The sequence below is a fragment of the Bradyrhizobium sp. Arg237L genome (assembly GCF_029990105.1).
GTDB lineage: Bacteria > Pseudomonadota > Alphaproteobacteria > Rhizobiales > Xanthobacteraceae > Bradyrhizobium.
Genome location: NZ_JAQMIL010000036.1, coordinates 16862 through 35968 on the forward strand (window position 1 = coordinate 16862; position 19107 = coordinate 35968).

17 protein-coding genes are annotated in these 19107 nt (G+C 61.7%); 10 read left to right on the forward strand and 7 right to left on the reverse strand.

The genetic code is table 11. From position 1 onward, the window contains the following. The first annotated feature begins 534 nt into the window (after positions 1–534). On the forward strand, positions 535–957 hold the full coding sequence (locus OZ411_RS22140; RefSeq protein ID WP_130584445.1) for a cupin domain-containing protein: 423 nt from the start codon (positions 535–537) through the stop codon (positions 955–957). Between the two features lie 428 nt (positions 958–1385). Further along, positions 1386–1838, forward strand: coding sequence for a universal stress protein (locus tag OZ411_RS22145; protein WP_130584428.1), 453 nt, complete (start codon positions 1386–1388; stop codon positions 1836–1838). 369 nt (positions 1839–2207) lie between these two features. Here OZ411_RS22145 and OZ411_RS22150 read toward each other — a convergent pair whose 3' ends face one another. After that, complete coding sequence (locus OZ411_RS22150) at positions 2208–3431, reverse strand: MBL fold metallo-hydrolase (protein WP_130584151.1); 1224 nt, start codon at positions 3429–3431, stop codon at positions 2208–2210. A gap of 157 nt (positions 3432–3588) precedes the next feature. Continuing rightward, positions 3589–4128 (reverse strand): DUF2380 domain-containing protein, encoded by a 540-nt coding sequence (locus tag OZ411_RS22155; RefSeq protein ID WP_130584150.1) that lies wholly within the window; start codon positions 4126–4128, stop codon positions 3589–3591. A 1178-nt stretch (positions 4129–5306) separates the two neighbouring features. Here OZ411_RS22155 and OZ411_RS22160 point away from each other — a divergent pair. Next, the gene (locus OZ411_RS22160) at positions 5307–5498 is read left to right on the forward strand and encodes a CsbD family protein (RefSeq protein ID WP_130231261.1); all 192 of its coding nucleotides are present in this window, start codon (positions 5307–5309) and stop codon (positions 5496–5498) included. Between the two features lie 1268 nt (positions 5499–6766). Continuing rightward, positions 6767–7150, forward strand: coding sequence for a hypothetical protein (locus OZ411_RS22165; protein WP_282529648.1), 384 nt, complete (start codon positions 6767–6769; stop codon positions 7148–7150). A 1082-nt stretch (positions 7151–8232) separates the two neighbouring features. Here OZ411_RS22165 and OZ411_RS22170 read toward each other — a convergent pair. Beyond that, positions 8233–9084 (reverse strand): DUF1499 domain-containing protein, encoded by an 852-nt coding sequence (locus OZ411_RS22170; RefSeq protein WP_282529649.1) that lies wholly within the window; start codon positions 9082–9084, stop codon positions 8233–8235. A gap of 583 nt (positions 9085–9667) precedes the next feature. Here OZ411_RS22170 and OZ411_RS22175 point away from each other — a divergent pair. Beyond that, positions 9668–10693 (forward strand): hypothetical protein, encoded by a 1026-nt coding sequence (locus OZ411_RS22175; protein ID WP_282529650.1) that lies wholly within the window; start codon positions 9668–9670, stop codon positions 10691–10693. Positions 10694–11197: 504 nt separating this feature from the next. Here OZ411_RS22175 and OZ411_RS22180 read toward each other — a convergent pair. Continuing rightward, complete coding sequence (locus tag OZ411_RS22180; RefSeq protein ID WP_282529651.1) at positions 11198–12826, reverse strand: fatty-acid--CoA ligase; 1629 nt, start codon at positions 12824–12826, stop codon at positions 11198–11200. 199 nt (positions 12827–13025) lie between these two features. Between OZ411_RS22180 and OZ411_RS22185 the strand changes: the two genes are divergently transcribed. Next, entirely contained in the window at positions 13026–14114 is a 1089-nt protein-coding gene (locus tag OZ411_RS22185; RefSeq protein ID WP_282529652.1) for an extensin family protein, read from the forward strand. Positions 14115–14134: 20 nt separating this feature from the next. On the opposite strand, the gene OZ411_RS22190 is transcribed toward OZ411_RS22185, so the two are convergent. Further along, entirely contained in the window at positions 14135–14815 is a 681-nt protein-coding gene (locus tag OZ411_RS22190) for a L,D-transpeptidase (RefSeq protein ID WP_282529653.1), read from the reverse strand. Positions 14816–15159: 344 nt separating this feature from the next. Between OZ411_RS22190 and OZ411_RS22195 the strand changes: the two genes are divergently transcribed. The 3 genes from OZ411_RS22195 (at position 15160) to OZ411_RS22205 (ending at position 16690) form a co-directional block, all read left to right on the forward strand. Further along, positions 15160–16137: a magnesium transporter CorA family protein gene (locus tag OZ411_RS22195; protein WP_130583199.1), complete on the forward strand. Its 978-nt coding sequence runs from the start codon at positions 15160–15162 to the stop codon at positions 16135–16137. A gap of 11 nt (positions 16138–16148) precedes the next feature. Next, complete coding sequence (locus OZ411_RS22200) at positions 16149–16355, forward strand: type II toxin-antitoxin system HicB family antitoxin (protein ID WP_282529654.1); 207 nt, start codon at positions 16149–16151, stop codon at positions 16353–16355. 116 nt (positions 16356–16471) lie between these two features. Continuing rightward, the gene (locus OZ411_RS22205; RefSeq protein WP_245476739.1) at positions 16472–16690 is read left to right on the forward strand and encodes a hypothetical protein; all 219 of its coding nucleotides are present in this window, start codon (positions 16472–16474) and stop codon (positions 16688–16690) included. Between the two features lie 362 nt (positions 16691–17052). Here OZ411_RS22205 and OZ411_RS22210 read toward each other — a convergent pair whose 3' ends face one another. Together OZ411_RS22210 and pdxH are read right to left on the reverse strand one after the other, a co-directional pair. After that, the gene (locus OZ411_RS22210) at positions 17053–17805 is read right to left on the reverse strand and encodes an SDR family oxidoreductase (protein WP_130582381.1); all 753 of its coding nucleotides are present in this window, start codon (positions 17803–17805) and stop codon (positions 17053–17055) included. Positions 17806–17923: 118 nt separating this feature from the next. Continuing rightward, on the reverse strand, positions 17924–18565 hold the full coding sequence (gene pdxH / locus OZ411_RS22215; RefSeq protein WP_130582382.1) for a pyridoxamine 5'-phosphate oxidase: 642 nt from the start codon (positions 18563–18565) through the stop codon (positions 17924–17926). A 123-nt stretch (positions 18566–18688) separates the two neighbouring features. Here pdxH and OZ411_RS22220 point away from each other — a divergent pair, with 123 nt between their 5' ends. After that, the gene (locus OZ411_RS22220) at positions 18689–19093 is read left to right on the forward strand and encodes an RT0821/Lpp0805 family surface protein (RefSeq protein WP_130582383.1); all 405 of its coding nucleotides are present in this window, start codon (positions 18689–18691) and stop codon (positions 19091–19093) included. The last annotated feature ends 14 nt before the right edge of the window (positions 19094–19107 follow it).

Sequence of the window (19107 nt, forward strand, 5' to 3'; positions counted from 1 at the left end):
CAATCGCGACGGTTTTGCACGATCTCTTTTAGGTCCAGTCTACCCCTCAGAGCCGACATGCAGGCGACAGGCTGATTTCGTCGCGAAGGGCCAACACCGGACATACAGTCCCGACGAGGGAATCAAAGTGCCCAATCAAGGAAGGTCAGCACCAATGATCTATCGTCGCGTTGCTTCAGTTTAGCGAGTGCTGGGGCAAGGACCGCATGGGAGCCGTAGGAGCCGAGATGCTCCCACCGGGACCTCCATCATGTTACGGCCGATCTCGACGACCGCGATTCCAGGTGCGTCTAATTGCAATGAAGCGTATGCTCGATTTCACACGCCAAGTCAGTTTCGCTCGAACTTCACGGAGGCGGACATGGGTGCGGCGTGGAAGGCGGACGCGATTCGTACCGTGATCACCGAGGCGACGCTCAAAGATCGCGAAGACGGTCGGGAGCTCCGTCGCCAAGCCAATGACAATACGCCTTGTCTCTTGGCCCGAGAAATAATGCCGGCGCAGTTAATCCAGACACACGCAGGGAGGTTGCCATGCTGACTCGACGAGGATTCGCGGCCGTTGCGTCGTGCGCTATCTGCGGAATTACGGAATTTGCTGCGACAGAAGTGTCGGCCCAAGGCACGCCGCCGGCGACGCCAGGGGTCACGCGAAAGATCTTGTCGCAAATGGATGGCCCGGTGCCGGGGTATGTGACGCTACTTGTCGCGGCGACAATAGAACAGGGAGCCACTGTCGCTCGACACATGCATCCGGGAATCGAATCCGCTTACGTCGTCGAAGGCGGCTTCGAACTTCCCATACAAGGTCAACCGACCCGAACGATGAAGACAGGCGACGCCTTCCAAATACCACCCGAGACGCCCCATGCAGGTGGTAAGCCTGCCGACGCCAAGAGCATCATTCTGATCACGTATGTTTTGGAGAAGGGAAAACCCCTCGCATCTCCGGCGTAGGCTCTCGGGACTGCGGCGCGGCGGTCGCGGCGCTGATCGCTTGTTCAGCGCGGCGATTGCCGCACTCAGGCTCGCGGCGAATGCCTCCTGAAAATTGACCGGCTTGCGGGTGGTGAAGACGTGGTCGCGGCTCCGCGGGGGCGGCTGGTACGGTTTCCGGACTCTGGGTACCGCATGGCAGGCGGCGGCAAGTTCGCTGCGTCTGCAACGGGTCAGATTCGGAATTGGCGGGCCAGCGCATCGTGGGCCGCTTTCCCCCCGTAGCTGACCGACCCTTCGGCGGTCGCGATGGCAGTCAAGGGCCATCACCGGACGCTTGTTGGTCCACGAAAGAGCTTCGGATTGGCCCGTAGACGGACGGCGACGATCGGACCATATAAATAAGGATCCCTTTTAGGGAAAATGTTCGACGAGCAAGGGAGCCCCAAATGTACGGCAATATTCTCTTGAGCACGGATGGATCGGATGTCGCGAGAAATGGCGTTAAGCATGGGATTGGTTTAGCAAAGGCCCTGAACGCTAAAGTGACAGTTATCACCATAACGGAACCGATGCCGGTCTACTATGGGAACGGATACGCCTCGGGATGGACTCCCTCGCGGGAAGAGTTTGATCACTTTGACGCAGCCGGCAAGGAACGTGCACGCAGAGTGCTCGATGAAGCTCGAGCTATGGCGGAGCAGATCGGGATACCTGCAGAACTCTTGCATGTTCCGAATGCGCACCCAGCCACTGCGATTATCGAAACAGCAAAGTCCAGAGGCTGCGACCTAATCGTCATGGGCTCTCATGGGCGTCGCGGCCTCACGAAGCTATTTTTGGGGAGTCAAACATCGGAGGTCCTAGCCGACGGAAGCGTGCCGGTGTTGGTAGTGCACTAGCGGACATAGGGCGTGGGTTGACGGCGAGCAAGAGCGCCATGATTTCCAGTGTGGGCGGGCGGTTGAACATCCACCCCGGTTGGACTTCGTCAGTAAAGCTAGTGTCCGCTTGGGTCAACGGGCGCCCTTTTGCTCTCGCTACGATGATTTCCGGTCAGGCCCAGCGAGCGGGAATATTTGGAGTCGGCCGGAAGGTCTCAGACGGGTCATCAGCGTCGTTTCGGCTATCGGTCGGTCGCTTCCGGTCTAGCCCAATGAGCGGACATGGTCAGAGTCCGTCGGCATGTCGCTGAAGGGCCAACAGGGGACATCCTATTTGGTGCTCGTTCTGCGACTTGATGCAACAGTACGAAGGGGAATGAAGCCCTGTTACCCCTTTCGAGCGGGCGCCGCTGCTTGGCCGGTACCAATCTGCATCAAGTCTCGGCCGATCACGAGTTCGCCCGAAAAGCCCTTGCCTGCAGGCGATAGCTGTTCACGCGTTGCGTTGCCGGGCACAATGTGGCTGAGGACAAGCTTCTTCACACCCGCTGCTTCGGCTATTCCGCCAACCTCTTCAACCGGCGTATGTGCGCCAAGCAGATGTTGCATCAAGCCTTCTTCGGCGACTGAACGCGGCGCGGGAAATAGACCATGGATCCATCTCGTCACGATGACTTCGTGAACGAGAATGTCTGCGCCTTTTGCAAGCTTGATCAGGTTCTCGCTGCGCGCCGTATCGCCGGAGAACACGATCGACCCGTCCTCACTGTCGAAGCGATAAGCGAATGCAGGCCAGACTGGAGCGTGCGCCACGAGGATTGCCGAAACACGAACGCGATCGTCCTCGAACACCCTGAACGGCTCCATCGGGGGAGCAGGGGTTTCATTGGGCGATTTGAACCCGGCAATTTGCGGGATATCGATGTCGTGCACCTCGACCAGCGCCTCGAGGCTCCGTTTACCATTGTCGCGCATTCGATCGTTCAAATCCGTCGCGAAGGCCTGATAGATGTAGCCGGTCATATCTTTGGTGCCAGGCGTCGGATTATCGGGGCTGATAATTGGCGCAGTCGGGCTCGAAGAGCCGGGGAGCGAAAAGACAGGCGCCACTTGGCCTCGCCGGCCCGGACCGAAGACCTTGAGGGGCGAGGCGGGACGGTCCAGCCCAGTGAACAATCCGAACAGCAACAAATTCGGATAATCGACTGTATGATCGGAATGGAGATGGGTCAGAAAGAGCGCTCTCAAATTGGCGCTCATAACGCGGCTATTAGCCGGCAATAACGCCTGCTGAAGGCGTTTGCCGACCCCCTCGCCGCAGTCCACGAGATAATAGGCGTCTCCAACCGCCACGGCCGATGAGATGCCGCACTGGTCCGAATTGGGCCACCATGTGGGACCGCCTGCCGTGCCCAGCAAAAGAAGTCTGGTCCTCGAACTCGCGGTGTCTCCGGACGATTGTGCGATCTCAATTCGTGTGTCCAGTTCGTCGTCGCCTGCGACTGCGGAGCACATCATGGGAGCGATAAGGCTCGCTCCAACGGCGCTTCCCGCGATGAAGCCACGGCGCGTGAGCGCTTGCTGGAGGGCATGTCCTATCAGGTTGCACATCGTCTCATCCTCCCGATCAGAAGAAGCTCTCTCGCAAAATCTCGTGGGTCAGATGCCCTCCCCGGGCGTAATCGCCAAGCCGACCGAGATCATCGGGCCGCACACGAAGCTCGTGCCCGCAGTTGCGCAGAATACGCTTCGGTGGTGGTCCGCGCCTTCATTGCTGCGACCTGCTTTCAAGCAGCCGGTTGCGGACCTCCTCCGATACAAAGCGCTCCGCCCGCTGCCATGCCTCGTCGTTGTCGCCGCGGAATTGGAAGTATTTCCTAAACACGATGCGCTGGGATGTTGTATCGATAGCAACAGTCTGCGCAAACTGCACCAGTGTGCTCATCTTATGAAAGCCGCCGATGATCAGGACCTGCGCGCCGGCCTGTGACGCCGCGCGCAGCCGATCGCGCAACGTCGGTCCATCGGTCGGACAATTCGAAGCGCAAAAGGACGGCACAAGCTCAAAACGGCCGTCTGCAGTGACATCGTCCCGCAGCGCGGTCATGAAAGCCCGCAATCGCTTTTCATGCACGGCCGTCTGATCGGTGGGCTCGTTCGACGTGTCTCTATAATAGAAATCGTCGACGGAGACAGCCAAGGCGTGGCCGGCGGTCTCGGCGGATGCATCTGAGATGAAGCTGCTGGATCCCAGACCGGTGAACAGGCCGGCTGTGGCAAGAGCGTGCAAGAGTAGGGCGTGGCGCATGGCGATGACTCGATCTGTTACGCATCCACCATCGTTTTGCTTCGAACTATGCTGAGCGCATTTTCGGCGGAAGTGTAGTGAACAATCGGTAATTGTGGGAGAGCCCTATCTTTCACAAGCGGCATCGGCGAGGTGCGCTAACCCCAGAGACGGGCAAAGGCTTTAAACTTGGGTTTGAAGTTCGTTACGCAGTGGGGACGGAAGTTCGCGGCGAGGATTCCTTGCGTTGCGGAATGTCGGCTTCGGGTCAAAAGCGCCGATTGGAAGGTCGACCAGTCACTTCCGATCTACCCCGATAAGCAGACGATTTCCGATCCCGCGCGGACTTCGCATTCGGGCCAACAGGCGACATAAGCGAAACCCGAAGTGCGAACCGCTTAATGCGTCAACTCATTTCGAAATGTGGAACTGCGGTCGTACGGGGCGGTAACATTATAACATTATGCGTCGGATCAGCTTTCGATTTTTGCGCCCTTGGCGGCGTTGCCTTTCGCACCATTTTAAGTGGACTGGAACCACATGCATATGGAGCATGCTGATGGCCACTTGCACCGAGAAACACCATGAGAACCACCCTCATCGCCATGGCCCGAATTGCGGACACACCGCGGTTCACCATGACGGCCATGTGGACTATCTTCACGATGGTCATCTTCACCATATGCACGAGGATCATGTGGACGAACATGTCATCCCGATCGATGCGGCAAATCCCGTGAACTGCACCCCTCACGTCCACTGCTCACATACTCACGGTCCAGGCTGCGGACATGAACAGGTGCCGCATGGAGACCATGTCGATTACCTCGTAGACGGCAGGCTGCATCATCCACACGGTGATCATTGCGATGATCATGGGCCTCTGCAGTTAGCCTGAGGACGCCAAGGACTACCCATCGAGCCGCTTGAGCGCAATCGGCGATCTGCCCAAAACGACCTGACCGGCGCCCGCCGGGGCGCGGTATGTCTCAGTTGGGTCAGATTCGGAATTGGCGGGCCAGCACATCTTGGACCGCTTTCGACCCGGTAGCTGACCTACTCCTCGCGTTCGCGATGGCAGCCAAGGGCCAAATTCAGAAGTCTTCGTGTGCAGGGCCGGACCCGTGCTTGTTCTCCGAGGAACCACTGCGTAACTCTTTCGTTGTGCTGGTCTTCCGCACAGCAAAAGGAACACGACCATGGATCGCGAACATGTGAAGGGCGCTGCCGACAAGGCAAAAGGCGCCATCAAAGAAGGTGCCGGTAAGCTCACTGGCGACAAGGAGATGGAAACCGAAGGCAAGATCGACAAGGCGAAGGGATCCGCACACAACGCCGCCGGAGATGTGAAGGATGCAGCGCGGGACGCCGCTGGCGCCCTCAAAAAATAAGCACAAGAGGGAAGACCAAGAACTAGCCGCCTCCGGGCGGCCTTTTCTTTTGCCACAGGGCGGTCGGGCTGAGTGACGAAGTCTGCCTTACCTCTAAGAACCGACCTTTAGCTTGGACGTGCCGCTATGCCCTTTTCGGGGCAGGAAGTGGCATTCCAAACGAAAGACGCCGCCAACTGCGGCGGCCTTACAATTGAGATACGAAAAGGGTAACGCATGCGATCAGCGTTGCCGTACTGAGGGTCACTACGACGAGAGCTTGTTCACTGCGGGCTTGCAAATCATCATCGTCCATTGATCCCAACGCCAGACCGCGCATCTGGTTTCGATGCATGGAGAAAGACTGCCTGGTTATTTCGGTGGAGCTCAGCAAATGCCGGCCGAACGTACGTTTGGGGCGAAGTCAGAAGAACTCAGCGTGAGCAAATCTTGTCGGCCATGCCACGCCAAGCGGACCTCGACGAGGCCATTGCCACTTCGCCGATGGGGCCAGATGGTCCCCGATGTTTCACCGTACAAACAGTTGCTCTAGTTAATTCGAAATCAGGCCATTCACATTTTTAAGATCGGTAGATGAACGGCTCGGGAAACCGACGGATGCGACTGGAGGCTGGGCGAGGTATGTCGCCTTTAGGGCCATTAACGGAAGTGCGCTTCAACGGTCTGAGTTTAGCCGCCCCTGTCGCGCATTGCTTTGAACCCCGTCTCAACCCGCGACGTCAAACCCTAGGCTTATAAAGGAGCTCGACGTAGTCCGGTCTACCTTCCACATCGGACGTTGCAGCGCTCGCGGCAGATCGACGCAAAGGGCCAACAGAAGACTCTTCCACCGCAGTAAGCGCTATTGTTGCCGCCCTGACACGTCAGGGCCGGAATTGGCCGCGGCACGGCAATAAGCAAACATCACGAAAAAACGAGGAGTGAGACGGCTCACAGACGTGCCTCGCTTTACACAGTAATCGAGGGCAGTCAGATAACCAGTGCGCCAGGGATCGATTTCGTCACGACGTCCTGTCGCGCGGCAATCCGCTTTCTTCGGTCTACAGGCGATTGACTCGGTAACGCGCGTTTCAAGCCGAGTTGAGCTTCGGGAAGCGGAATTTAAACGGAACAGGCCGATCTCTCCCTACGTCAAGGCCGAAGGCATCCGCATCGGATGCTGCAAGCCGGTAGCTCGCGTTTGAACAGCACGCTCGCCTCACGGAGCGTGACCGCATTGTCTTGTCCGCGCGTGGGTCTGCGACCGTCGATACAGGAGAAAAACGACAGTGATTTCATTCAAAGCTATTGCAACGGCCGTGCTGCTGTCCGCGACCGCAGCGACGCCGGCATTCGCGCAAGACCGCGCCCTGTATATCAAAAATCTACGCGACTCCGGGTATAATCCGAGGAACGACTACAATCCGAACGGGACCATAAGGGCCGCCATCCAGGAGCCGGGCGCGTTCGCGTTCAATTATCCCAATCTGGACGTTCTAAATGGAGGTAGGCCAACGCCTGCTGCCAGGTTGTCTCCCGACTGGCCCGTGTTGAAGGGCGCGTGTGCGTCGGCCGGCGGCGGCGTCTCTTACTGCGGCGACCGCTACGGCTCTTATGATTTTGCGCCCGGCGCATTCCTGCGTCATCATGGCCGCCGCCATCACCGGTCGTGACTCGACCGCGCGGTACAGCGCCATGCGCGGCCCCAAGGCCGCGTCATGGCGCAAGGCGGACCTCATCAGGCCCCTCAACCGAAAGCGTTACGTTTCGATCTCGTTCATGAAGATGAATAGGAACTCGATGAGATATTTCGCATTTATCGCACGGTAACCCTTGCGCGCCGGATGCGCCGCGCGCACGCTTGCCACGCTAAGCGCTATCGACTTACGGAGGGTGCGACCATGCCACGGGTCAAGCAAGCTTCGAAGCAGAGACGCACAACCAAAGCCGCCGCCGTGAAGGTGCTGGGCGCCGCCGGACTGGGTCTTTCGCTGGCGGGCAGTGCATCCGCATCCACGATGCCCACTTCCGGTATCCCGCAATCTGACGATACCTCGCCGAATCAGCGCTTCGTTCTTGGCGAAGAGGAAATGGCCGACGTCAGTCTAGCCACGTTCCATCTCTTCGATAGAGAAGACTTGGGCGGCGGCGTGCAGCTAGCGCGCGGCGGCGGCTGCGGTGGTTGCGGGTGCGGCCATGGTGGCGGGGGGTGCGGCGGCGGCCGAGGTTGCGGTGGTGGCGGGTTTGGCGGCGGCCGAGGTTGCGGCGGTGGCGGATTTGTTGGCGGCCGAGGTTGCGGTGGTGGCGGGTTTGTTGGCATCCGAGGTTGCGGCGGTGGCGGATTTGTTGGCGGCCGAGGTTGCGGTGGTGGCAGGTTTGTTGGCATCCGAGGTTGCGGTGGCTTCCGTGGTTGCCTTGGCTTCCGTGGTTGCGGTTGCGGCGGCTGCGGGTTCAGCATCGGGTTCTATGACGACATCGGGTTCGATGACGACATCGGGTTCGGTGGCTGGGGGTATGGTGGCTGGGGGTTCGGTGGTTGCGCGGGTTGCTGCGCATCCTGGGGGGCCTGTCGCTTGTGCTAAGTCCCACCAAGGACTCTGCTGAGCTGCGATCAGCCTCTCGCTGGTTACGAGTTTAAGATCGCCTTCGGGTCAGACTCGGTCATTCGGCGATGTTGGCTCGATGTCCGGTTTGCCCGAAAGCGGACGCTGCTGGGTGATTTAGTACAGGCCCCAGCGGTGTCCAACCCACCGCCTCACTTCTTCACCGTCTTCGCCTGCGCCTTCGGCGGTGCTGGCGCCTTCTTCGGCGTGGCCGGCTTCGCGTTGTCGACGGCGGTGTTGATGTCCTCGATCAGCTTCGACACGCGCGCGGCGTTGCTGCCGAGGTCGGCCTCGAAATAGCGCGAGGCGGAGCGGATATCGACCCGCGAGTCCTCGCCGTCGGGCATGATGCGGATCGCGACATCCTCGCGGAAGCCCATGATCGGCGTGCGCGCCACCGCCTCGATGCGGCCGATGCGGCGCGGTGGCGTCGGCGGGCGCTCATCGATCACGAGCCATTTGCGCCGGTTCACCAATTGCAGCGTCACCGTGTAAGCGCGGTCCACCGGCACCTCGAGCTCGACGGTCTCGATATCGGGATAGGCGCGGCGCTGCTGGTCGGCGGAGTAGAGCCCGGCATAGACGGCCGAATTGGTGTCGTCGCTGGTGCGCAGGCGCGACAGCGCCTCGAACCGCGGCGGATCGATCGGGTCGGTGGTGATGTCGTGGATCGGCGGCAGCCGGCGATATTGCACGGCGAGATAGGCGGGATAGGCGAGCACCAGCGCGTTGATCAGGAAGGCCAGAAGGACGCGGCCCATGCCGCGCGAACCGTTCTGCCAGATCGCGGCGAAGGCGGCGAAGCCAAGCAGGATCGAAAGTCCCGCACAGGCCAGCGCGCCGAAGAAGGTCGCCAGCGCCGGCTTCATCTCCAGGAAGCCGAAGCGGACGATGAGGATCGAGACGATCACCGCGACGGCGGAGAAGATCGCGAGGTTGCGTGCCCAGGTGGCGAGGCTGGACACCGGCTCCGACTGATAGGGAACAGAAAACCTGCGGGCCATCGGTGAGAACTGCCGTGTTGTGGCTTGGCCCACTGCCAGGGGCCGGATGAAAACTGGCAGCTTGAGACCACGGCGGCCCGGCAATTTCAAGGTTTGCGGGCGATATGAGGCGAGCGACGGGAAAATTTGGCAACCTCGCCGATTAACCATTCAATCAAACTGATCTTTAGTTGCAGATTGACTCGGCGGAACTTTGGGCTAAAGGCTCCACTCTAGGTTGTCGGAACCACCGAAGCGAAGGGACCGTCCTGGCGAAGGACATCGGCGAACGGCAATCAAAAAAGGATAACGGCGGGCGTCAGCCGGAAACGTTGCAAGAGTGACCTAGGCTCACGGTCGTTGCCGCCAGGCGGACCGGAGGTGCGCGGTTGCATCCTCATGGGCTGTAAGGATCGCAGACAGCGTAGCCGGCGTGCATCAGCGGGGCTGGTGGGCAGCCGCCTCAGGGCGAGCGTTCAGTATGAGTGGTGGCAGGGACGAAGGCTACGTTGATCCCAACGATCCGATCTACTGCGCGCCACGGGAGCGGGCGATAAGCGGGCAGCCGACGGCGTCGCTCAGACCGTCCGCGGAGCATCCATCGTTGACTGCCGACGATCCGCCCTTGCAACCGCTGGGCAAGCCTCGACGTCGCGACCATTCGGAAATGTTCACCAAGGCCGTCGCCCAAGCCATGCAGGAAGCGATGGAGCCTATCGAGGTGCCATCCGTCCTCCGCAACTCGGGAAGGCGTGCGCTGCTCCGCGTGGGAGCGAGGTTCGCGATCGCGGCAGCGGTTGCGGCAGGCATCGCGATGATCCTCGTCATGGCGATTCCGGCGTCGCAAAGTCCTGGGGTTCGGTCGAATGCCGTCGCATCGATCGCCTCTTCCTGGCAGTCGCTCAAGACCTCGCTGTTTCCGGCGCCGCAACGCAAGCGGGCCGCGACCCTTGCCGTCGAGGACAGCAGCGGGCTCGCCGACGACCCGCTGCCGCTCGGTGTGCGCGTGGGTGCTCCCCCTCCTGGCGCCGTCATTGCCATCGGTGGATTGCCAGCCGGCGCGCGGCTGACGGCTGGCAAGCGCGTCGCCGCCAACGAGTGGCGCGTGCCCGCGTCGGAGATTTCCGCCGTGTCGGTCATTCCGCCGGACGGCTTCGTCGGCCAGATGGTGGTGACGGTAGAATTGCGTGACGGCGACGGTGCGGCGCTCGTGGGTAGTTCGATCCGGCTTTCCTGGAAACCCGCTGCCAGCGTCGCGGCGCAGCCACCGGCGGCTGTCGTGGCTGCGGCGCCGGCTCGGCCTGCAGCCGCTTCCCCGCCGCCGCAGATGGACACCGTGCGCAATCTGGATCCGAAGGAAATTTCTGTTGTCGTCAAGCGCGGACAGGATTTGCTCGCCAGCGGCGACATCGCGGCGGCGAGGCTATTGCTGCTGCGCGCCGCCGAAGCACGAGACGCGCGCGCCGCGCTGCTCCTCGCCCGGACTTACGACCCGATCGTGCTCAAGCAATTGGGCGCCAGTGGCCCGCTCGCGGATCTCGCGCAGGCCCGCAACTGGTATCAAAAAGCGAAAGAATGGGGCGAACCCGAAGCTCAGCGCCAGCTTGATGCGCTCGCGCCCATCCGCTGATCCCTGCACCGCACCTCGCACGCGCCCGTAAATCTCGACGATATCGGGAGAGGGCGCATCAACTTGCGCCGGCTGTAGGATGGGCAAAGCGACTTGTCCGCTGTAGCTCGAAGAGCGAAGGCGGAAGCGTGCCCACCATTATCACTCCGCTCGTGATGGTGGGCACGCTTCCACCGGCGCTCGTTTGAGCTGCGGTGAATGAAGTCGCTTTGCCCACCCTACGGGATTTCGCGAATTATCCTCTGTCATTCCGGGGCGCGCCAACGGGTCCGCGCAAAGCGCGGCCCGATGACAGGCTCCGCGCGAACTCTGATGTGCAATTGCACATCAGAGAATCCATTTCGCCGCCTGCGCCTGTGGCCCGATGGATTCCGGGCCTGCGTGCTCTGCACGCATCCCGGAATGACACCAGACGACAGAGGATTCGCTCACAGCCTGTACGAGGCTCTCGCCAAGCCGCGTGGATGCCCGGGCCAAGCCCGGGCATGACGGAGAACCTGTTCGTTACGCCGCCGCGGTCGGGAGGCTGTAGCTCTTGAACTGATCGCGCAGCGCTGTCTTCAGGATCTTGCCGGTCGCGGTGTGCGGAATGCCCTCGACGAAAACGACATCGTCGGGCATCCACCATTTCGCGATCTTGCCGTCCATGAACTTCAGGATCTCCTCGCGCGTCGCCTGCTGGCCCTGCTTGAGCTGCACGATCAGGAGCGGACGCTCATCCCACTTCGGATGGAACACACCGATCACGGCCGCCTCGGCCACGGCCGGATGGCCGACCGCGAGGTTCTCCAGGTCGATCGACGAGATCCATTCGCCGCCGGACTTGATCACGTCCTTGGAGCGATCGGTGATCCGCATGTAGCCGTGCGCATCGATCGTCGAGACGTCGCCGGTGTCGAAATAGCCCTGTTCGTCGAGGATGCTGCCGTCGACGCGGAAATAGGCCTTGGCGATCGACGGGCCCGAGACCTTGAGCCGGCCGAAGGTCTTGGCGTCCCACGGCAGCTCCTTGCCGGCATCGTCGGTGATCTTCATCTGGACGCCGAACGGCGGGTAGCCCTGCGTCTGCAGGACGTCGAGCCGTTCCTCGCCGGTGCGCTCCTCGAAGGGCGGTTTCAGCGCCGCGACGGTGCCGATCGGGCTCATCTCGGTCATGCCCCAGGCATGGCGCGGTTCCACGCCCATGTTGAGGAAGGCCTCGATCATCGAGCGCGGCATCGCCGAGCCGCCGCATATCACCATCTCCAAATGCGGCAGCTTCAGGTTGTTGGCGGCCATGTGCTGCAGCAGCATCAGCCACACCGTCGGCACGCCGGCGGTGTGGGTCACCTTCTCGGTGTCGAGCAATTCGTAGACCGAGGCGCCGTCGAGCTTCGGCCCTGGCATCACCAGCTTGGTGCCCATCGAGGGCGCGGAAAAAGCGATGCCCCAGCTATTGGCATGGAACAGCGGCACCACCGGCAGCATTGTATCGGTTGCGGATGTGCCCAGCGCATCCTTGTTGTTGGCCATCAACGCATGCAGCACGTTGGAACGGTGCGAATACAATACGCCTTTGGGGTCGCCCGTCGTGCCCGACGTGTAGCACATCGCCGCTGCGGTGTTCTCGTCGAACGTCTTCCACTCGAACTTGCCGTCCGACGCCGCGATCCAGTCCTCATAGGCGACCGCGTTCTTCAACGTGGTCTCTGGCATGTGCGCCTTGTCGGTCAGCACGATATAGCGCTCGACGCTCGGAAGCTTGTCGGCGATCTTCTCCAGCACCGGCACGAAGGTGAGGTCGGTCATCACCACGCGGTCCTGGGCGTGGTTGATGATCCAGGCGATCTGCTCCGGGAACAGGCGCGGGTTGACGGTGTGGCAGATCGCGCCGATACCCATGATGCCATACCAGACTTCGAGATGGCGCCAAGTGTTCCAGGCGATGGTGGCGACACGATCGCCGAGCTTGATGCCGTCGCGCTCCAGGCTCTGCGAGACCTTCAGCGCGCGCGCATGGATTTCCGCATAGGTGGTGCGATGGATCGGGCCTTCGACCGACCGCGTCACGACCTCCTGTGTGCCGTGATACTTCGCTGCATGTTCGATAATCCGGTGACACAGCAAAGGCCAGTCTTGCATCAAACCAAGCATACGCACGTCCCTCCTCAGTGTTCTTCCCTCGCATGACCCGCCAGCCAGACCGTATGGCGAGCCACCCAATCATGAAATTGACATGAACTGTAGCGCGGAGAAAGCAAGCCGAAAATCCACTTGTGGCGCGTTTGGCCGCACCGGAATGGCACTGATTACCGCTGTAGCCATATTGCTCGGGATGTTGGCCGACCCCGCCATGGCAGCCCGCAGGTCGGCCCCGTTTCCCTGGCCGGACCTGTTCGCTCCGCCCCGGCCAAGGCCACACAGGGCCGTCCATCGGGCAGCGGTGGTGCCATTGCCAAAGCCCCGTCCGGCCGAGGCGCCTGCCGCGAAGCCGCCTGAGCCGCCCGCAGCCGCCGAAAAGGCGCCCCCGGCCGATCACGGCAAAGCCGCTGATAAGGCTCCCGCCGACAAGGCTGCCGAGCAGGCTCCCGCGCCGCAGCCCTCAGCCTGCCGGCAGGCGCTGACGGAGGAGATCGCCATCGCGCCAAGCATCCCCGCCATTCATGGCAACGGCGGCTGCGGCGGCGATGATCTGGTGCGGCTGGAGGCGATCGTGCTGCCCGACAAGCGAAAGGTTGCGGTGAAGCCGGCCGCGATCCTCCGCTGCACCATGGCCGCCACCATCGCCGAGTGGGTGCGTACCGACATCGCGCCGCTGTCCGCCGGGCTCGGCGGCACGATCAACGAGCTCGACAATCTCGATTCCTTCCAATGCCGTGGCCGCAACGGCGTCCCGGGCGCGCAGCTTTCCGAGCATGGCCGCGCCAACGCGCTCGATGTCCGCGCCTTCAAGCTCGCGAACGGCCGCTCGATCTCGCTCACCGACCGCACTGTGCCGCGCGATCTGCGTGAGACCGTGCTGCATTCGGCCTGCACCCGCTTCACGACCGTGCTGGGGCCCGGCTCCGACGGCTACCATGAGGACCACATCCATCTCGACCGGATGGAGCGGCGAAATAATTATCGGATCTGCCAGTGGGATGTCTTGGACCCGCTGCCCGCCGTCGCCCCGCTGTTGCCGGCCGAGCGCCCGGAACAAGCGCCGCCGCGCCAGGTCGCAGCCAAGGATAACCCGAAGGCCGACGCCGAGAGCGACTCCAAGACCGACAGTAAGCCGGATGGGTCCAAGCCGGAAAACAAGAAGTCGGAAAACAAGAAGTCGAAAAAGACGAAGTCGGAAGATGCAAAGCGGGATGCCGGCGATTCCGACGGTGCGGAGCTAAAGCGTGCAGCGACCAAACCGCAGCCAACAAAAAAGCGCCGGCAAAACCGCCGCTTTTGATCGCGTCTTCCGCGAACGGACTACTGCATCATGGCGTTGCCGCCGCCCTGCAGCGCCATCTTCGAATTGAACGGCGAGTCGCCGTGCTTCGGTTCCAGCACGACCACGACGGTGCCGACGCCGACGCGGTCATAAAGGTCGATCACGTCCTCATTGGTCATGCGGATGCAGCCCGAGGATATCGAGGCGCCGATATATTCCGGCTGGTTGGTGCCGTGGATGCGGAACAGCGTGTCCTTGCCGCCGGAGTACAGATAGAGCGCGCGCGAACCCATCGGGTTGTCAGGTCCCGGCGCGACATAGGTCGGAACGCCGAGTCGGGAGATTTCGCCGGGCGTCGGATGCCAGGCCGGCCATTCGGTCTTGCTGCCGACCTTGGCAATGCCGGACCATGCCATGGCTTCTTCGCCGACGGTGATGCCGTAGCGGATCGCCTTGCCGTCCTTCTGCACCAGGTAAAGATAGTGGTTGTCGGAGTCGACAACGATGGAACCCGGCGCCTCCTTGCGGTGGTAATCCACAATGGCGCGGCGGAACGGCTCGGCGACCGGAACTTTCGCGTAGGTGGTCTTCGCCAGCAGCTCCTTGTCGCGCGGCTTGAAGATGGCGGCGTTGGTGGCCTCATAGGTTGTGGCCTGCATGCAACCCGACAACATCAGGCCGGCGGCCACAATCCCCAGCGTAACTTTCAGCGACGACATGGTACACTTCCGTTGAAAATCTGCGTTCGCAGCGCGAAAAAGCGCCCCTATCGCCACGATTCCATCATCTCATTGATCGTATTATTGCCGAAACCTGCCGCTATTCCCAGCGTTTAGAGACCTATCCCGCGTTGCGGGACCTCTGCTGTGGCTTTTTTGCCGCAAGTCCTGCCATCGGCGGCCGATTTCTGTGCAGATCAGCAACGGTTGCCAAATCCGGGGCGCGCCGGCGCCATTCCGCCGCCACAAATATGGATGGGCGGTTAATGCGCCGGTCATGAAGCCCTTGCCAGAATCGAGTTTAGTCCTGTTGGGTGCGCCGGTGCCCCGTTCCGGAGTTGCTGATGCTGTCGGTGTTCGTTCCTTTCGACTTCGCGCTGAAAAAGGCCGTTTCCAACGAGCTCGCGGCCTTGCCGGAGAACGCGGTCTGGATCGATATGGTCAGGCCCACCCCCGAGGAGGACCGCGCCGTGGAGCGGCTGGCCGGGATCGCGGTGCCGACCCGCGAAGACATGCAGGAAATCGAGATTTCCAGCCGGCTCTATATCGAGAACGGCGCGCGCTACATGACCGCGACGCTGATGTGCCAGTCCGACACCGACATGCCTCGCACCACGGCGGTCACCTTCATCCTGGCTGGTCATCGACTGGTGACCGTGCGCTACGACCAGCCGAAACCGTTCGCGCTGGTCGAGGCCAAGCTTGGGCGGTCCTGCGCCCCCGGTATCTCCGGCGAGATGGTGCTGACGGAACTGCTCGACGCCGTGATCGACCGTTGCGCCGACATCCTGGAGCGCTGCGGGTCGGAGATCGACCAGGTCTCCCACGACATCTTCGAGCCGGAGAGCGAACGCCACGGCCAAGCCAAGCGATACTCGCAGATCCTGATCGAGATCGGGCGCAAAGGCGACCTGACCTCGAAAGTGCGCGAAAGCCTGGTCTCCATCGGACGCGTCGTCACCTTCATGTCGGCGGTGATCGAAGGCGTCAAATGGTCCAAGGACATGCGCGAGCAGCTCAAGACCATGCAGCGCGACGTCGCCTCGCTGACCGACCACGCCTCCTATCTCTCCAACAAGATCACCTTCGTGCTGGATGCGATGCTCGGCGTCGTCAACCTCGAGCAGAACAACATCATCAAGCTGTTCTCGGTGATGGCCGTGGTGCTGATGCCGCCGACGCTGATTGCGTCGATCTACGGCATGAACTTCAAGGCGATGCCGGAACTCGACTGGCCACACGGCTATCCGATCGCGCTCGTGATGATGCTGATTGCAGCGATCGTGCCGTACTACCTTTTCAAGTTGAAGAAGTGGCTTTAGGGGCGTGCTCGATGCGCTACGCAGTCCTGATCGAGAAGGCGAATGGCAATTATTCCGCCTATGTTCCGGATTTGCCAGGCTGCGTCGCCACCGGCGATACGGTTGCGAACGTTGAGAATGAAATCCGCGAGGCCATTAGGTTCCATCTTGATGGATTGCGGGCAGATGGCCTTGCGGTTCCAGAGCCGACCAGCATCGCTGAATACGTCGAAACATAGGCAACAAAGCTGCCGCAATTCCTCCGCGAATTCTCCGCTAAAATTTGAGTGTTGCGCTGAACGTTTGAGCGAAACTTTGCTGCGATAACCCCCGGCCTCAAGCCGGAGGGACAGCAATGGTTGAGAAGATCATAACGCCACGGCGTAACATCATCGACTTCGCGCGCTATCAGCAGGACCGCATGGTCGGAAAGATGCAGGCGATATCGCCGCGCATCTGCCGTCACTGCGGCGCTGCCCTGCTCGATGGCGAAAACGAAGACGAGTGCTCGAGCGCGCTCAACACCGGCGCGCTGCGAGTCGTTGAGAAACCGCGAAAGTTCTACGCGGATTGACAGGCCAGGAGGGCCGCCTAACGAGTGCAAGCAAAGCAATCCAGAGGTCGACGGCGGAAACGGTCTGGATTGCTTCGTGCCCTCGTTTGTTACGCATGATCCGATAAGCTTGAAATTGCAGCCGCGCTCGCTCCCCGCGAACGGGCGGCGGTACACGTGGAGAGAACCCCTCACCCGAATGAGCCTGGTGGTGATGGCGGAGCTGCCCTCTCCCACAAGGGGAGATGGCGCATCAACTGGCGCCGCGAGGGCGTTCTTTCCTTCTCCCCTTGTGGGAGAAGGTGGCGCGAAGCGCCGGATGAGAGGTTGTCTCCACGGCGACGGTATGTCCGGAGAGAACCCTCACTCAGCGATCGCCAATCCTAGACGTGCTGGCCACCATTGATGTGGATTTCGGCGCCGTTCACGTAGGAACTGGTTTCCGTGCACAGGACATAGATGATCTTGGCGACTTCGTCGGGCGTGCCCAGGCGATGCATCGGGATCTGCTGCTCGACGATCTTCTCGGTGCCCGGCGACAGGATCGAGGTGTCGATCTCGCCCGGCGCGATCGAGTTGACACGGATGCCGACGCGCCCGAAATCGGACGCCATCTCGCGCGTCAGCGCCGCGAGCGCCGCTTTCGAGGTGGCATAGGCCGCGCCCGCGAAAGGATGCACGCGGGAGCCCGCGATCGAAGTGACGTTCACCACGGCACCCCTGGCGGTCTTCAATTCGTTGATCAGCCCGCGCGCCAGCATGATCGGCGCGAAGAAGTTGACGCGGAAGACATGCAGCCAGGTGTCGATATCGGTGTCCATAGTACCGAGCCGCGTGCCGCCCGGCCCCTTGGGCGAGATCGCGGCATTGTTGACGAGCGCGTGCAGCTCGTCGTTCTCCAGCCGCCTGCGGATTTCTGAGATCGCGCGCACGGTGTCGTCATGGTCGCCGAAATCGACCTCGATGTGATCCTCAGGTCCGGCGCCCCAGGGGCAAACTTCCGGAAAGGCGTGCCGCGAGCAGGTGATGACGCGCCAGCCGGCCGAGGAGAAGCGGATCGCGGTAGCATGGCCTATGCCGCGGCTGGCGCCGGTCAGGAGTAGCGTGCGCCGCGGCGCGTTCGATGTGTTCGGCATTGGACGGCTCTCTCGTTCTTCGTCATGCCCGGCCTTGTGCCGGGCATCCACGTGTTCGGACTGGCTCGAAACTGAGACGTGGATGGCCGGGACAAGCCCGGCCATGACGGTCTGAGTTTTACGGATAAAGCCTTACTTTGGACCAGGCCTGGCTTGGGCCCTCGCGGCGGAATTCGATGCGGTCGTGCAGGCGGTAGGGACGGTCGTGCCAGAACTCGATGCTGACAGGCGTGATGCGCCAGCCGCTCCAGCCTTGCGGGCGCGGCACCTCGCCGATTACATATTTCGCGGCGACTTTCGCGATCGCCTGCTCGAAGGCGAAGCGGCTCTCCAATGGTTGCGACTGCTTGCTGGCCCAGGCGCCGAGCTGCGCCTGCTTCGGGCGCGTCGCGAAATAGTCGTCGGCCTCGGCGTCGCTCACCGGCGACACGTTGCCGCGGATGCGCACCTGACGGCGCAACGATTTCCAGTGAAATAGTAAAGCGGCCTTAGGATTTGCGGCGAGTTCGCGGCCCTTGGCGCTGGCGATGTGGCTGTAGAACACGAAGCCGTCCGCGTCATAGCCTTTCATCAGCACCATCCGCGCGTCCGGCAGCCCGTCGGGATCGACGGTTGCGAGCGCCATCGCGTTGGGATCGTTCGGCTCGGACTTGGCTGCTTCGGCAAACCATTCGGCGAACAGCGCAAATGGTTCTTCCGCGGCGGTAAAATCACCCGATGTTAACGGTGTAGGGTGTTTGATGGAGGTCGTGTCTGTCATGTCAGGAGTCCAGCGTTGCGTCCGTCGGCCTCAGAGCGCGCGTTACTCGCCCTATATAGGACGTCCTTATATAGGGCATGGGGACGCGTTGGCCTATCGGCGATCCGCCCGGCGGGGACGGTGATGACATTGGTTCTAATCGGCCTCGGGGCCGGCGGTTGCGCCCTGTCGCGCGGGGACAGTTTCGCCCGGCTGGACGACAAGGACTTGACGGGTGCGCTCGGCGCGACCCAGGTAAGGGCATCGGCGCCGACCGACAGCGACCTCGCCTTTGCCCGCAACGCCGCCTCCGACGTGCTGACCAAGGGCGACAAGGATTCCAGCCAGGCCTGGGAAAATCCCGAGACCGGCGCGCGCGGCTCGGTGACGCCGCTGTCTCAGGCTTACGCCGCCGAGGACGGACGGACCTGCCGGGATTTCCTGGCGAGCTACGTCAACGGCCGGACCGAAAGCTGGCTGCAGGGCGCCGGCTGCCGGACCGGACGTGGGCGGTGGGAGATCCATAATCTGAAACCTTGGCGATCCTGATCGCTGAAAGCAGT